This window comes from Streptomyces sp. NPDC005791 (assembly GCF_042871485.1).
In the GTDB taxonomy this organism is placed as follows: Bacteria; Actinomycetota; Actinomycetes; order Streptomycetales; family Streptomycetaceae; genus Streptomyces.
The window spans coordinates 81,449-96,105 of record NZ_JBIAIP010000008.1; the positions used below are offsets into that span (position 1 = coordinate 81,449).

At 69.6% G+C, this 14,657-nt stretch carries 11 protein-coding genes and 1 pseudogene; 9 read left to right on the forward strand and 3 right to left on the reverse strand.

The features are described from left to right. Positions 1–8 precede the first annotated feature (8 nt). The 4 genes from ACFYSH_RS17450 to ACFYSH_RS17465 all read left to right on the forward strand — a co-directional run bounded on the left by ACFYSH_RS17450 (position 9) and on the right by ACFYSH_RS17465 (position 5,671). Positions 9–1,793 carry an ATP-binding cassette domain-containing protein gene (locus ACFYSH_RS17450; RefSeq protein WP_359466097.1) on the forward strand — a complete coding sequence of 595 codons (1,785 nt, stop codon included), beginning with the start codon at positions 9–11 and terminating at the stop codon, positions 1,791–1,793. Positions 1,794–1,975: 182 nt separating this feature from the next. Further along, positions 1,976–2,842 (forward strand): FadR/GntR family transcriptional regulator, encoded by an 867-nt coding sequence (locus ACFYSH_RS17455; protein WP_359466179.1) that lies wholly within the window; start codon positions 1,976–1,978, stop codon positions 2,840–2,842. 324 nt (positions 2,843–3,166) lie between these two features. Further along, positions 3,167–4,708: an RNA polymerase sigma factor gene (locus ACFYSH_RS17460; protein WP_359466095.1), complete on the forward strand. Its 1,542-nt coding sequence runs from the start codon at positions 3,167–3,169 to the stop codon at positions 4,706–4,708. Between the two features lie 132 nt (positions 4,709–4,840). Continuing rightward, positions 4,841–5,671 carry a serine protease gene (locus ACFYSH_RS17465; protein ID WP_359466093.1) on the forward strand — a complete coding sequence of 277 codons (831 nt, stop codon included), beginning with the start codon at positions 4,841–4,843 and terminating at the stop codon, positions 5,669–5,671. Positions 5,672–5,782: 111 nt separating this feature from the next. Here ACFYSH_RS17465 and ACFYSH_RS17470 read toward each other — a convergent pair whose 3' ends face one another. Beyond that, positions 5,783–6,013, reverse strand: coding sequence for a hypothetical protein (locus ACFYSH_RS17470; RefSeq protein ID WP_073748127.1), 231 nt, complete (start codon positions 6,011–6,013; stop codon positions 5,783–5,785). Positions 6,014–6,446: 433 nt separating this feature from the next. Here ACFYSH_RS17470 and ACFYSH_RS17475 point away from each other — a divergent pair, with 433 nt between their 5' ends. The 3 genes from ACFYSH_RS17475 (at position 6,447) to ACFYSH_RS17485 (ending at position 10,915) form a co-directional block, all read left to right on the forward strand. Then, a complete protein-coding gene (locus tag ACFYSH_RS17475; protein ID WP_359466090.1) occupies positions 6,447–8,573 on the forward strand; it encodes a DNA topoisomerase IV subunit B in 2,127 nt (708 codons plus the stop codon). Positions 8,574–8,852: 279 nt separating this feature from the next. Further along, positions 8,853–9,326 carry a DUF485 domain-containing protein gene (locus tag ACFYSH_RS17480; protein WP_388753385.1) on the forward strand — a complete coding sequence of 158 codons (474 nt, stop codon included), beginning with the start codon at positions 8,853–8,855 and terminating at the stop codon, positions 9,324–9,326. Further along, positions 9,323–10,915 (forward strand): cation acetate symporter, encoded by a 1,593-nt coding sequence (locus tag ACFYSH_RS17485; RefSeq protein WP_388753387.1) that lies wholly within the window; start codon positions 9,323–9,325, stop codon positions 10,913–10,915. Before ACFYSH_RS17480 ends, ACFYSH_RS17485 begins: the two co-directional genes overlap by 4 nt. A 25-nt stretch (positions 10,916–10,940) precedes the next feature. On the opposite strand, the gene ACFYSH_RS17490 is transcribed toward ACFYSH_RS17485, so the two are convergent. After that, positions 10,941–11,618, reverse strand: coding sequence for a response regulator (locus ACFYSH_RS17490; protein ID WP_359466084.1), 678 nt, complete (start codon positions 11,616–11,618; stop codon positions 10,941–10,943). Beyond that, entirely contained in the window at positions 11,615–13,306 is a 1,692-nt protein-coding gene (locus tag ACFYSH_RS17495) for a sensor histidine kinase (protein WP_359466082.1), read from the reverse strand. Before ACFYSH_RS17495 ends, ACFYSH_RS17490 begins: the two co-directional genes overlap by 4 nt. Positions 13,307–13,379: 73 nt before the next feature. Between ACFYSH_RS17495 and ACFYSH_RS17500 the strand changes: the two are divergent. Both ACFYSH_RS17500 and ACFYSH_RS17505 read left to right on the forward strand, forming a co-directional pair. Next, positions 13,380–13,596 (forward strand): annotated as a pseudogene (locus ACFYSH_RS17500) (citrate synthase/methylcitrate synthase); the annotation flags it as partial. Next, on the forward strand, positions 13,593–14,657 hold the full coding sequence (locus tag ACFYSH_RS17505) for a CobW family GTP-binding protein (RefSeq protein WP_388753391.1): 1,065 nt from the start codon (positions 13,593–13,595) through the stop codon (positions 14,655–14,657). The pseudogene ACFYSH_RS17500 and the gene ACFYSH_RS17505, both read left to right, overlap by 4 nt.

Sequence of the window (14,657 nt, forward strand, 5' to 3'; positions counted from 1 at the left end):
GAGAAGCGATGCTCCAGGCCATCGGACTCACCAGCGCCCCCCGTCGCGACGGTTCACCCGTCGTGGACGACCTGACCTTCCAAGCTCCGACCGGCAGTGTCACCGCGCTGCTCGGTGCCCCCGGCTCCGGAAAGACCACGGCCCTCCGTCTGATGCTCGAGCTCGAAGCGGGGAGGGGGGTCACCTACTTCAAGGGTCGCCCGCTGCACCGTATCGGCCACCCCGCCCGCGAGGTAGGGGTGCTGCTCGGAGACGTGCCGGGGCATCCCGCGCGCACCGCGCGCGGTCAGCTCCGCATGCTCTGTGCCGCGGCGGGGGTGCCCGCGTCGCGAGCCGACGAACTGCTCGAGGTCGTCGGTCTCGCGGGGCTGGGGGACCAGCGCATCAGAACACTCTCGGTGGGTATGGACCGGCGGCTGGGCCTCGCCTCGGCGCTGCTCGGCGACCCCCATACGCTCGTTCTCGACGAGCCCACCAAGGGTCTGTCGCCGCGTGAGCGGAGCTGGCTCCACGGCCTGTTCCGCGCACACGCGGCCGAAGGCGGCACGGTCCTGTACACGACCGGTGATCCCAAGGAGGCCGCCCGCGCGGCCGACCGGGTGGTCACGATCAGCGAGGGGCGCATCGTCGCCGACCAGGGCGTCACCGACTTCTCCCGCACTCGTCTGCGACCCCGGGTCGTCGTGCGGACCCCGCACGCGGCCCGGCTGGCCGCCGTGGTGAGCCGTGAGGCCCGCGCCGCCCGGCGCTCCGTCGAAGTGGTCGCCGAGGGCGGCAGCCGGCTGTCGGTGTACGGCAGCAGTTGCGCGGAGGTCGGCGACACGGCGTACCGGCTCGGTGTCCCCGTCCATCAACTCGCCGACGAGCTCGGGGACGCGGGCCCGGTGGCCGTCGAGGCGGGGGCCCGGGGCGGAGGCCGGGGCCCCGGCCCTGGCGCCGCCCCCGCGGGGGCCGTCCCGCATGGGCCCGCCTCGACCGTGGCGATCTCGAAGCTGCCGCCCCCGATCCCCGTGCGCCCGGCCCGTGGACCGCTCAGGCCCGTGAGGTACGAGCTGCGCCGCCTCTTCGGCGTCAGGTCGACGTCCGTCATCATGGCGGCCGTTCTGGTCGTGTCGGCGGGTCTCTCCGTGCTGCTGGCCCGCTCCGGGAGGACGCCCTTGCCGGATCTGCTCGTCGCCTGGCCGGACCTGCTGCCGCTCCCACCTGCCGCGTTCGCCGCCGGGCTGCTGGGCGCCCTTTCCTTCGGTGAGGAGTTCCGCTACCCGGCGCTCGCCGCAGGGCGTGGGACGGTGCCGCGTCGTCTCGGTCTCCTGCTGGCCAAGCTGGTGGTCTCGGCCGTCGTCGCCCTGCTGCTGGCCCTGCTCGCCGTATGCGCGAACGCCGAGGCTCTGCGTCTCGTGTACGGCGGTGACTTGGTGGACGTCCCGGCGAACGCCGCCCAGCTGGCCGCCAGTTGGGCCGGACTCTCGGTCGGGTGTGCCTGGGCGGGGCTACTGGGGGCGGGTGTGTTCCGGCTGACCGCGGCCGGAGTGGCCGCCGTACTGGCCGTTCCCGTTCTCGTCGTACCGCTGATGCAGAAGCTTCTCGCGGGGCCCGCCGCCCGTTCGATCACAGGCATGCCGGGCCGACTGCGTGAACTCGGCCCGCTGCAGTGGCCGTACGAGACGGACCGATGGGCCATGGCTGCCGTGCGGGTCGTGGCCCAACCCGTGGGGCTGGCGCTCTCCTTGTCGTTGTCCGCCTTGGTCTGCGCGTACGTGTTCACAAGCCTTCGCGGAAGGGCCCGTTGGTGACCGTATCGATCGGCGTCCGATGATCACCTCGGGACAATGACCCTGAAAGAGCGTGATTTCTACCGATAAGGCGTCAATTGAGCAGTGGGTGCCGATCACCCTTTCGTGTGCTTTTCAGCAAAGACCTCAAGGGCTGGGTGAGCCGAGCCGACAAAGGATGCGTGAGTACCCTTGCGCACACCATGATGACCGCCGCCCGCTCCGCCGACTCCGGCCTCGCCGGGCCGGGCGAACTCGACCGCTACCCCTGCACGGAGGCGCCGGCCGGCGAGCGCGCCGCCCTCCGGTCGTGGGGCGGTGCCGAATCCGAACTGGGGCGGACTGGCAGGCGCGGCACGGCCAGTCGCGGCCGTGGACTGCATGGCCAACTGGTCCAGCAACTCGGCCAGATGATCGTTTCCGGCGACCTCGGCGCCGACCGGCCGCTCGTCCCGGAGGAGATCGGCCAGCGCTTCGAGGTTTCCCGCACCGTCGTGCGGGAGTCCCTGCGCGTTCTCGAGGCGAAGGGCCTGGTCAGCGCCCGACCGAATGTGGGTACACGGGTCCGGCCGGTGAGCGACTGGAATCTGCTGGATCCGGACATCATCGAATGGCGTGCCTTCGGCCCCCAGCGTGATGACCAGCGCCGCGAGCTGGACGATCTCCGATGGACCATCGAACCGCTCGCAGCCCGGCTCGCCGCCGGGCACGGGCGCGAGGACATCCAGCAGCGTCTCGGCGACATGATCGAGATCATGGGGCACGCGATGGGCCAGGGGGACACCGTCACGTTCTCCCGGGCCGATGCGGAGTTCCACGCCCTGCTGATCCAGGCGGCGGGCAATCGCATGCTCGAACACCTCTCCGGGATCGTGTCGGCCGCCCTGCACGTCTCCGGTGGTCCCGTCACCGGCTGTGACCGACCCGCCGAGGCGTCCCTCGGGCACCACGCGCGGATCGTGGAGGCCCTCGCCTCAGGTGATGCCGCCGGCGCCGAGGCCGCCATGCGGCAGTTGCTGGTCGGCCACGCAGACGGAGAACGGGTGGTTCCCGCGCCTCGCGAGCACTGAACCACGCAAGGCCGGGGTATGCGGACCGTGTGCCGCCGGGCCCCCGCGGCTCAGCGGCATGTCTGTACCAATATGTGACCTCTGGTGCTGTTCGTCGCACATGGGGTGTGACTGGGGCCACGCGAATTGGGCGTAACACTCCTCGAAACAGTGCGATGACTTAAGAGGTGACCGCCGCGGAAGGAATACAGCAGCCACACAGTGCGCTGTGCAGTTCTGAGGCCAAGCCCGCGCCGTCGGCGACATCCCCAGCCGGCGGTCGTCGGTTCCAGCCCTCTCCAGGGCAGGGCCGGAAGCCGTTTCCATCGTTCCGAGAGGTTGTTCGTGTCGGCCAGCACATCCCGTACGCTCCCGCCGGAGATCGCCGAGTCCGAGTCTGTGATGGCGCTCATCGAGCGGGGAAAGGCTGATGGGCAGATCGCCGGCGATGACGTGCGTCGGGCCTTCGAGGCTGACCAGATTCCGCCAACCCAGTGGAAGAATGTTCTGCGCAGCCTCAACCAGATCCTCGAGGAAGAGGGTGTGACGCTGATGGTCAGTGCCGCGGAGTCGCCTAAGCGCGCCCGCAAGAGCGTCGCAGCGAAGAGCCCGGTCAAGCGCACCGCCACCAAGACCGTCGCGGCCAAGACGACCGTGACGCGGACCGTCGCGGCATCTGCCGCCCCGGCGGCCCAGAGCGCGGATGCGGCGGCCGATGACGTTGCCGCTCCTGCGAAGAAGACAGCAGCCAAGAAGACGGTTGCCAAGAAGACCGCGGCGAAGAAGACCGCGGTCAAGAAGACCGCCGCGAAGAAGTCCGGCAAGCAGGACGACGAGCTGCTCGACGGCGACGAGGCGGTCGAGGAAGTAAAGGCCGGTAAGGGTGAGGAAGAGGAGGGCGAGGGCGAGAACAAGGGCTTCGTCCTCTCCGACGACGACGAGGACGACGCGCCTGCGCAGCAGGTCGCCGTCGCCGGCGCCACGGCCGACCCGGTCAAGGACTACCTGAAGCAGATCGGCAAGGTCCCCCTCCTCAATGCCGAGCAGGAGGTCGAGCTCGCCAAGCGCATCGAGGCCGGGCTCTTCGCCGAGGACAAGCTCGCGAACTCCGACAAGCTCGCCCCGAAGCTCAAGCGCGAGCTGGAGATCATCGCCGAGGACGGCCGCCGGGCCAAGAACCACCTGCTGGAGGCCAACCTCCGCCTCGTGGTCTCGCTGGCCAAGCGTTACACCGGCCGCGGCATGCTCTTCCTGGACCTCATCCAGGAGGGCAACCTCGGTCTGATCCGCGCGGTCGAGAAGTTCGACTACACCAAGGGCTACAAGTTCTCCACGTACGCCACGTGGTGGATCCGCCAGGCGATCACCCGCGCCATGGCCGACCAGGCCCGCACCATCCGTATCCCGGTGCACATGGTCGAGGTCATCAACAAGCTCGCGCGTGTGCAGCGCCAGATGCTTCAGGACCTGGGCCGCGAGCCCACTCCGGAGGAGCTGGCCAAGGAGCTCGACATGACCCCGGAGAAGGTCATCGAGGTCCAGAAGTACGGTCGTGAGCCGATCTCTCTCCACACCCCGCTGGGTGAGGACGGGGACAGCGAGTTCGGAGACCTGATCGAGGACTCGGAGGCGGTCGTCCCGGCCGACGCGGTCAGCTTCACGCTGCTGCAGGAGCAGCTGCACTCCGTCCTCGACACGCTGTCCGAGCGTGAGGCGGGCGTGGTCTCGATGCGCTTCGGCCTCACCGACGGTCAGCCGAAGACGTTGGACGAGATCGGCAAGGTGTACGGCGTGACGCGCGAGCGCATCCGTCAGATCGAGTCCAAGACCATGTCGAAGCTGCGGCACCCGTCGCGTTCGCAGGTGCTGCGCGACTACCTCGACTAGATCGCGGACGGACATGGGCCGGGGCCCGGAACCTTTACGAAGGTTCCGGGCCCCGGCCCATGTCCGCATGCGGTCGGCACCAGGGCGGATGACGCTGAGTGGGCACCGTTCACCTCGGCGTCAGGAGCTTCCATGCCTCGTGTACTCGTTCGTTCCCTTCCCGCCGCCTTCGCCTCGGCGGTCGCTGCGGCCGTCATACCGCTCGGCCCTCCGGCCCCCGCCGCGGCGGACAGCATCATCGTCGGTGGGACGCCGGTGGCCGTGGCGGACAGTCCGTGGGTCGTGGCCCTCGCGAGCCGTGACCGGTTCGGAGGAATCCGCGCGGGGCAGTTCTGCGGCGGTGTCGCGATAGCGCCCACGAGGGTGCTGACAGCCGCGCACTGCCTCAGGGAGGACGTGCTGGGAGCTGAAGTCGCCGAGGTCCAGGACCTGCGGATCATCGCCGGGCGGGACGAGCTGAGCGGGCCGGGCGGTCAGGAGATCCCTGTGCGGTCGACATGGGTCAATCCTGGCTACGACCCGCATACGAACGCCGCCGACCTCGCGGTCCTCACACTGTCCCGGGCGCTGCCGAGGGGCAGCGTCGTCCCGGTGGCCGGGGCCGGGAACGCGGCGTACGAGCCGGGCACCGCTGCGACGGTGTACGGCTGGGGGGACACGACGGGGTACGGAGCCTACGCGTCGGGCCTGCGCGCGGCCGCGGTGCGGGTGCTGCCGGACAGCGACTGTGTCCGGGCGTACCCCGGCGGTACACAGGGCGCGTACCAGGCCTCGTCGATGCTCTGCGCCGGTGACAGTGCGGGCGGGCGGGACGCCTGCCAGGGGGACAGCGGAGGCCCACTGGTGGCCCGTGGGCGCCTCGTCGGGCTCGTCTCCTGGGGCAGCGGGTGCGGGAGCCCCGGCAGCCCCGGGGTGTACACCCGCATGTCCGCGGCCGTCGGGTGGATGGCCGCCCGGAGCTGACCGAGGCATCGCGTCGCGCTGACGGCATGAGAACGGGCGGCTCTCCCCGTGGGGAGGCCGCCCGTCGGCCGGTCCTGGACCGGGCCCATGGCTCGTCGTGGATGCGAGGTGTCAGTGTTCCTCGTCGGCGGCACTGGCCTGCACGGCAGTGAGCCGATCTGTCTCATCCTGTATTTCCGCGGCGATCTTCTTGAGTTCCGGCTCGAACTTGCGTCCGTGGTGGGCGCAGAAGAGCAGTTCACCGCCGCTGATCAGGACGACGCGCAGGTAGGCCTGGGCGCCGCAACGGTCACAGCGGTCTGCTGCGGTCAGCGGGCTCGCGGGGGTCAGAACAGTAGTCACGTCGCCTCTTCTCTAGCTCGACGAGCTGTCGTACCAGGGTCAACATCCAACCAGGCCGAAAACGTTCCCGCTCGTGGCATTTCTTCGAAACTTCTTCTCAGGATGGCTGTCTGTTGCCGGTTGGCGGCGAATGTGCCGTATTGCGTAGCGCTACGGTTTCGCGTTGCTTGTATGGGCCGGTCCGCCGGCTGGCTTGCCGGTTGTTCATGAGGACGTGCCCGGAGCCTAAATGGTTCATGCCTCAAAGGGAACGTGATGTGCGCGTCACCCCAAAGGATGATCGAACGTCTATGCGACGCTGGACTAGCATAAGGATTCCCCCTGGGTGGCGTTACAACCGCTCTACCAGGCCTCGGTAGGCTCTTGACGGCTACCGAGGCCGAGCCCGTCACCCACTGGGCCCCCCATTGAAATTCAGCGAGGAGCGAACCGCGTGACCGCCGATTCCGTGCCGTCCACTGCGCTGCTGACCGGAGCAGGCGGCGCAGACAGGGACAGCTCCAACTACACCGCGCGGCACCTTCTCGTCCTCGAGGGGCTCGAAGCCGTCCGTAAGCGCCCCGGGATGTACATCGGGTCCACGGACAGCCGCGGACTCATGCACTGCCTCTGGGAGATCATCGACAACTCGGTCGACGAGGCGCTCGGGGGTTACTGCGACGCCATCGAGGTCGTCCTCCACGACGACGCCTCCGTCGAGGTCCGTGACAACGGCCGCGGTATCCCGGTCGACGTGGAGCCCAAGACCGGGCTCTCCGGCATCGAGGTCGTGATGACCAAGCTGCACGCCGGCGGAAAGTTCGGCGGCGGCTCCTACTCGGCGTCGGGCGGCCTGCACGGCGTCGGTGCCTCTGTCGTGAACGCGCTGTCCGCCCGGCTGGACGTCGAGGTCGACCGCAACGGCGCGACGCACTCCATCAGCTTCCGTCGCGGTGTCCCCGGCTTGTTCACGGAGCAGGGGCCGGACAGCCCCTTCGACCCCGCCAACGGGCTCCGCAAGAGCAAACGCGTTCCCAAGACGCGTACGGGCACCCGCACGCGGTACTGGGCGGACCGCCAGATCTTCCTCAAGGACGCGAAGCTCGATCTGGAGACGCTGTACCAGCGGGCACGCCAGACCGCGTTCCTCGTGCCCGGCCTCACGATCGTCGTACGCGACGAGCGGGGCATCGGTGGTGAGGGCAAGACGGAGGAGACGTTCCACTACGACGGCGGAATCAGCGAGTTCTGCGAGTACCTGGCGCAGGACAAGGCCGTCTGCGACGTCCAGAGGCTGACCGGAACGGGAACCTTCAAGGAGACCGTGCCGGTCCTGGACGACCGCGGGCACATGACGGCCACCGAGGTCACCCGTGAGTTGGGTGTCGACATCGCGCTGCGCTGGGGCACCGGCTACGACACCAATCTCAAGTCCTTCGTCAACATCATCGCCACCCCCAAGGGCGGCACCCATGTCAGCGGCTTCGAGCGTTCCCTCACGAAGACGGTGAACGAGGTCCTGCGCTCCGCCAAGCTGCTGCGCGTCGCCGAGGACGACATCGTCAAGGACGACGCGCTGGAAGGCCTGACCGCGGTCGTCACCGTGCGGCTGGCGGAGCCGCAGTTCGAAGGGCAGACCAAGGAGGTGCTCGGCACCTCGGCGGCCAACCGGATCGTGGCCAATGTGGTCGCCAAGGAACTCAAGGCGTTCCTGACGTCCACGAAGCGCGACGCCAAGGCGCAGGCCAGGGCGGTGCTGGACAAGGCGGTGGCCGCGGCCCGCACGCGTATCGCGGCCCGCCAGCACAAGGACGCGCAGCGCCGCAAGACCGCGCTCGAGTCCTCGTCGCTGCCCGCGAAGCTCGCCGACTGCCGGAGCGACGACGTGGAGCGCAGCGAGCTCTTCATCGTGGAGGGCGACTCGGCCCTCGGCACCGCGAAGCTGGCCCGCAACAGTGAGTTCCAGGCTCTGCTGCCGATCCGCGGAAAGATCCTCAACGTCCAGAAGTCGTCCGTCTCGGACATGCTCAAGAACGCCGAGTGCGGCGCCATCATCCAGGTCATAGGAGCAGGCTCCGGGCGCACCTTCGACATCGACGCGGCCCGCTACGGCAAGGTCATCATGATGACGGACGCCGATGTCGACGGGTCGCACATCCGCACCCTGCTGCTCACGCTCTTCCAGCGCTACATGCGGCCGATGGTCGAGGCAGGGCGGGTCTTCGCGGCTGTGCCTCCGCTCCACAGGATCGAGCTCGTCCAGCCCAAGAAGGGCCAGGACAAGTACGTCTACACCTACTCCGACAACGAGCTGCGGCAGACCCTGCTGGAGCTGCAGCGGAAGAACATCCGGTTCAAGGACTCGATCCAGCGCTACAAGGGCCTCGGCGAGATGGACGCGGACCAGTTGGCGGAGACCACGATGGACCCGCGCCACCGGACCCTGCGCCGGATCAACATCGGTGACCTGGAATCCTCCGAGCAGGTCTTCGACCTGCTCATGGGCAACGAGGTCGCGCCCCGCAAGGAATTCATCACCAGTTCCGCCGCCACGCTGGACCGCTCACGTATCGACGTCTGACGCGCTCCACCCACGGTCAGCCCCGGAGCCGGTCCCAGGATCGGCTCCGGGGCTTCGTGGCGTCGAGGGCATCGAGACGCCACGCCCCTCGGGGCTGTCTTGTCAGCGCGAAGGAACAGGGGCCGTGCGCTATGCGTACGACCGGGGGCTCGCGCACCCCCCTTGGCACTTCCGTCACCTGAAATGGTGAAGCGCGGCGAATGAAGTGCCCGGGATCTTCCCTGTCTGCCCATTCTTGGCTACGCGGCCGAAAAGGACACGTGGACAAGGGAGTTGTCGGTGGAGAGGGAAGCAGGGACCGGCGCTGCGGCTACGCGGCTCGACGATCCGTGGTGCGGGGCGGCGGCCACCGGGTGGAGCGAGCCGGAGGACGCGGGGGCCGACCCGGCCGACGGGCCGGCCGGGTCGGCGGAGCAGCGCGGCCACAGCGCCGCCGAGATCTACCTGGAGGTGCAGGGCAGTCCTGCGTTTCGCGAAGTCCGCCGCCGCTACCGACGGTTCGTGTTCCCCGCGGCGGCTGTCTTCCTGCTCTGGTACCTCGTCTACGTCATCGCGGCCGTCACGGCCCACGACCTGATGGCGCGCCCCGTCGTCGGCGCGCTCAATGTGGCCATGACGGCCGGACTCGGCCAGTTCCTCACGACGTTCCTGCTCACCTGGGCGTACGCCCGTCACGCACGCCTGCACCGGGACCGTGCCGCGCTGGAACTCCGCTGGGACACGCAGGAGATGACACGAGGGATCAGCCGGTGAGGTGGGACCACCAGACGCTGGCGCTGCTGCTGTTCAGCGTGTTCGTCGCCGTGACGCTCGGCATCACCACCTGGGTCAGCCGCGACAGGCAGGGGTCCCCCGAGGAGTTCTACGCGGGCGGACGGTTGTTCTCCCCCATGGAGAACGGATTCGCCATCGCCGGTGACTACATGTCCGCCGCGTCCTTCCTCGGGATCTCGGGGCTGATCGCCCTCTTCGGCTACGACGGCATGCTGTATTCCGTCGGATTCCTCGTGGCCTGGCTCGTCGTCCTGCTCCTCGTCGCCGAACTCGTGCGCAACTGCGGCCGGTTCACGCTCGCCGACGTGGTCGCCGCCCGGATGACGGAGCGCCCGGTGCGTACGGCGGTGGGTACCTCGTCCGTCACCGTCTCGGTGCTGTACCTGGTGGCCCAGATGGTGGGCGCGGGGAGTCTCGTCGCGCTGCTGCTCGGCGGCACGAGTGACACCGCCCGGTCGTGGACGGTGGTCGGGGTCGGCGCGCTCATGGTGATCTACGTGTCGTTCGGCGGCATGCGCGCCACGACCTGGATCCAGATCGTCAAAGCGGTGCTGCTGATGGCGGGAGCGGTCGCGCTCACCGTGCTCGTCCTCGTCCGCTTCCACGGCGACGTCGACGCCCTGCTCACGTCCGCCGCCGAACGCAGTGGGCACGGTCGCGACTTCCTCTCGCCGGGGCTGAGGTACGGCGGGAGCTGGACGGCGCGTCTCGATTTCATCAGCCTCGGGCTGGCGCTCGTCCTCGGGACCGCCGGACTGCCGCACATCCTGTCGCGCTTCTACACGGTCCCCACCGCCCGTGCGGCCCGGCGCTCCGTCGTCTGGTCCATCGGACTGATCGGCGGTTTCTACCTGATGACCATCGTGCTCGGGTTCGGTGCGGCCGCGCTCGTCGGCGCTGCGGAGGTCCGGGCGTCCAACGCCTCGGGGAACACCGCCGTTCCGCTCCTGGCACTCGTTCTCGGAGGCGGTGAGGGCACCACGGGCGGCACGGTGCTCTTCGCGGTCGTGGCAGCCATCGCCTTCGCCACCATCCTCGCCGTCGTCGCCGGCGTCACCCTCGCATCCTCCGCCTCCGTCGCCCACGACCTCTACGCCTCGCTCCGTCGGCCGGGCGCCGAGCGGCGGAGCGAGGTCGGCGTGGCCCGGGTGGCCGCGGCGGGCATCGGCGCGGTGGCCATCGCTCTCGGTCTGCTCGCACAGAATCTGAACGTCGCGTTCCTGGTGGGGCTGGCCTTCGCGGTCGCGGCCTCCGCCAATCTCCCGGCACTGCTCTACTCGCTGTTCTGGCGTGGCTTCACCACCCGGGGAGCGGTCTGGGCCGTCTACGGGGGACTCGTCCCCGCCGTCCTTCTCGTCCTGCTCTCGCCGGTCGTCTCGGGGAGCCCCACCTCGCTCCTCCCCGGCGTGGACCTGGCGCTGTTCCCCCTGGAGAACCCGGGCCTGGTATCGATCCCGGCCGGTTTCCTGGCCGGCTGGATCGGCACGGTCACTTCGCCCGAGCCGTCCGATCCGGCCAAGCACGCGGAGACGGAGGTCCGGTCACTCACCGGAGCCGGGGCGGCGTAGGCCGTGCCGACGAGCGGTGGCCGCTTCAGGAGCCGGTGGCCCAGGTGTACCGGTGCTCCGGGCGGCCCGTCTCGCCGTATCTGAGGGACAGCCGCACCCGGCCCGTGCGTTCCAGCAGCTTGAGATAGCGCTGGGCCGTCTGCCGGCTCATCCCGGCGTTCTCTGCGACCTCCTGGGCGGAGAGCGGCCCCTCGGCCGCACGCAGGGCCTGACGGACCAGTTCCGCGGTGGTCGTCGAATGCCCCTTGGGAAGGTCGGACCCGCCCGTGGCCCACAGGGCCCCGAACAACCGGTCCACCTCCGTCTGCTCGGCCTCGCCACCACCTTCGAAGGTATGGCGCAGTGCCGCGTACGCCTCCAGTTTGGTGCGCAGTCCGGCATACGCGAACGGTTTCACCAGGTACTGGAGGGCACCGTGGCGCATCGCCGCCTGTACGGTCGCGACATCGCGTGCCGCCGTCACCATGATCACATCGGTGTGACGGCCGAGTGCGCGCAGCTCCCGCACCACGGCCAGACCGTTGCGGTCCGGCAGATAGTGGTCGAGCAGGATCAGATCGATGGGCATCTCGCCGATTCTGGCGAGGGCCTCGGCTGCCGAGTGGGCCATGGCGGCCACCCGGAATCCGGGCACCTTGGAGACGTAGGCCGCGTTGATCCGGGCGACCCGTACGTCGTCGTCGACGACGAGAACCTCGATCACGGGGACTCTCCTGACTCCGCGGGCCGTACGGAGGCCGGGCGGCCTCCCGGAGCGGGGACACCCAGCTGTTCCGCTTCGCGCAGAGCCTCCGGCAGCACGACGGTGAACACCGCCCCGCCCTCGGGAGAACCCGATACGGACACACTGCCTCCCTGTCGCTCGGCGAGCCGTCTGACCAGCGGCAGTCCCAGTCCGCGTTTGCCGTGGGCAGGGAGTTCCTTGGTCGACCAGCCCTCCGTGAAGATGGACTCGTGGTCACCGGCAGGCACTCCGGGGCCGCTGTCGCTCACCCGCAACACCACCGTACGGCCCTCGGCCCGCAACCCGACCTCGATCCGCGCCCCGCCCGACCCCGCAGCCGCGTCCATCGCGTTGTCGACCAGGTTCCCGAGGACCGTCACGAGTCCCCGTGGGTCCACCAGCCGGTCCGGCAGCAATGTCTCCGGGGCCATGCGCAGGGCGACGCCGCGCTCCGCGGCCACGGTTGCCTTGCCGACCAGGAGCGAGGCCAGCAGGGGGTCGTGGACCTTCTCGGTGACCTGCTCGGCCGTCGCCCGGTGGACGCCGACGACTTCTGTGACGAACTCGGCCGCTTCTTCGTGCATCTCCAGTTCCAGCAGCCCCAGGAGAGTGTGCAGCCGGTTGGCGTGCTCGTGGTCCTGGGCACGCAGCGCGTCGATCAGGCCACGGGTGGAGTCGAGCTCGCGGCCGAGGTACTCCAACTCCGTACGGTCGCGGAGGGTGGCCACGGCGCCACCGTCGTCGGTCGGCACCCGGTTGGCGAGCAGGACGCGGTTGCCGCGGACGGTCACCAGGTCGTCGCCGACCACCCGCCCGGCCAGCACGTCGGTGGTCCGGCCCTCACCCAGTGCCTCGTCGAGCCGCTGGCCCGCGGCCCCGGGCCCGAGGCCGAGCAGCCGCTGGGCCTCGTCGTTCAGAAGCCTGATGCGCCCGGTGCGGTCGAGCGCGACGACCCCTTCGCGGATGCTGTGCAGCATGGCCTCACGCTCGGTGAGCAGCGCCGAGATGTCGGAGAAGGCCAGGTCATGGGTCTGTCGCTGGAGACGGCGGGAGATCAGATAGGCGGCCAGAGCTCCCACGGCCAGCGCTCCGCCCGCGTAGGCGAGCAGCCCGGGAATGGTGGCGAGGAGACGGGCTCGGACACTGTCGTACGCGATGCCGACCGAGACGGCACCGACGACCCGGTCCGATCCGTCGAGCAGCGGCACCTTGCCACGGGCCGAACGCCCGAGCGTGCCGCTGTCGATCTCCATCACGGATCTGCCGGCGAGGGCGGTGCTGGGGTCGGTGGAGACGACGTCGCCGATGCGGGAGACGTCGGTGTGCGACCAGCGCACCCCCTGCCTGTCCATGATCACGACGTACTCGGCCCCGGTCGATCGCCGGATCCGCTCCGCCGCGGTCTGCACGGCACCGTCCGGGCGCGGCTCGGTGGCGAGCAGGGAGGCGGCGATCTGCGGCTGCGCCGCCGTGCTCTGGGCGATCGCCAGGGCGCGGCGCATCGCCTGGTCGTCGAGCTGAGCACTGAGAGGTGCCAGGAAGAGGCCCGTGACGAGGACCGTGACTCCGGTGATGATGGCCAGCTGCATCAGCAGGACCTGTGAGAAGACCCGCTTCGGCCAGCCGAACCGGCGTGGTCCCCGTGGCGTGGTCGATGGGGCGCTCATCGTACGAACGGTAAGGGGCGAACCCTCCTTACCGAAATCCGTGCAGGTAGTGCCTCCGCGCGGGGGCGCGGATCCGGCCGGCGAGCTGCCCACGAACGTGGCGTACCACGCAGGGGTCGTCATGGAGCCCTGCGGACCGCCGTGCGAGATCTTCACCCCCCGCCCCGAGCGCCAATATCCTGGAACCGGCGGAGGACTCGCAGAGCATCCGCCCGGTGCCCCGCTGCGTGGGGCTCCCGCCTCCGCAGCCCGTACCGGCACTCCGACCGACCCGAGGAAGGCCTCGTTGACTCCGCCCCGCGCCCCGCAGATCCCGGTCGTCGTCCTGGCGGGGTTCCTCGGATCAGGCAAGACCACACTGCTCAACCACCTGCTCCGCAACCGTGCGGGCAACCGGATCGGCGTCATCGTCAATGACTTCGGTTCCATCGAGATCGATGCCATGACCGTCGCGGGTCAGGTCGGTTCCACGGTCTCGCTGGGCAACGGCTGCCTGTGCTGTGCCGTGGACGCAGCCGAGCTCGACACCTACCTGGAGACGCTGACCGGGCCGGCCGCCCGGCTCGACGTGATCGTCATCGAGGCGAGTGGCCTCGCCGAGCCCCAGGAGCTCGTACGGATGCTGCTGGCCAGTGAGAACCCGCACATCAGGTACGGGGGACTGGTCGAGGTCGTCGATGCCGCGGAATTCCCCGCAACCCGGCACCGCCACCCGGAGATCGACCGCCACCTGGCGGTCGCCGATCTGATCGTCCTGAACAAGACCGACCGTGTCCCGGACGCGGACCTGCGGGCCGTCCGGCAAGCGGTCGGCACCGCCGGTGACGGTGCGGCGGTCATCCACGCCGCGTACGGGAGGATCGACCCGGAGCTGCTGTTCGACCCCGTGCTCCGGCCGGACGAGGACGACACCTTCCGCCAGCTGACGTTCGAAGACCTGCTCCCCGAAGGCGACCGCGCGCACGAGGACCATCTGCACGCGGCGTACGAGAGTGTCTCCTTCACCGCCGAAGTCCCGCTCGACCCCCGCCGCTTCATGGCGTTCCTCGACTCCCGGCCCGCGGGTCTCTACCGGATCAAGGGTTTCGCCGACTTCGGTGCGGGCGACCCCGGCAACCGCTACGCACTGCATGCCGTCGGCAGGTTCCTGCGCTTCGTACCGCAGCGCTGGACCCGCGACGAACCGCGACGGTCCCAGCTGGTGCTGATCGGCTCCGGTATCGACGCCGAGGCGCTGCGCAAGGAACTGGAAAGCTGCCAGGACGCGTGGCAGGACGCCACCGAGGAGCTGGAACGCAGCATGTGGGGCGTCCTGCGATACGTGCGGCAGCCGGACGACGACGAGGCCTGA

Excerpts from the sequence above, each read along its gene's own strand:
- ACFYSH_RS17455 (WP_359466179.1), top strand. The coding sequence starts at position 1,976 with ATGATGACCGCCGCCCGCTCCGCCGACTCCGGCCTCGCCGGGCCGGGC.
- ACFYSH_RS17465 (WP_359466093.1), top strand. The coding sequence starts at position 4,841 with ATGCCTCGTGTACTCGTTCGTTCCCTTCCCGCCGCCTTCGCCTCGGCG.
- ACFYSH_RS17495 (WP_359466082.1), bottom strand. The coding sequence starts at position 13,306 with ATGAGCGCCCCATCGACCACGCCACGGGGACCACGCCGGTTCGGCTGG.
- ACFYSH_RS17450 (WP_359466097.1), top strand. The coding sequence starts at position 9 with ATGCTCCAGGCCATCGGACTCACCAGCGCCCCCCGTCGCGACGGTTCA.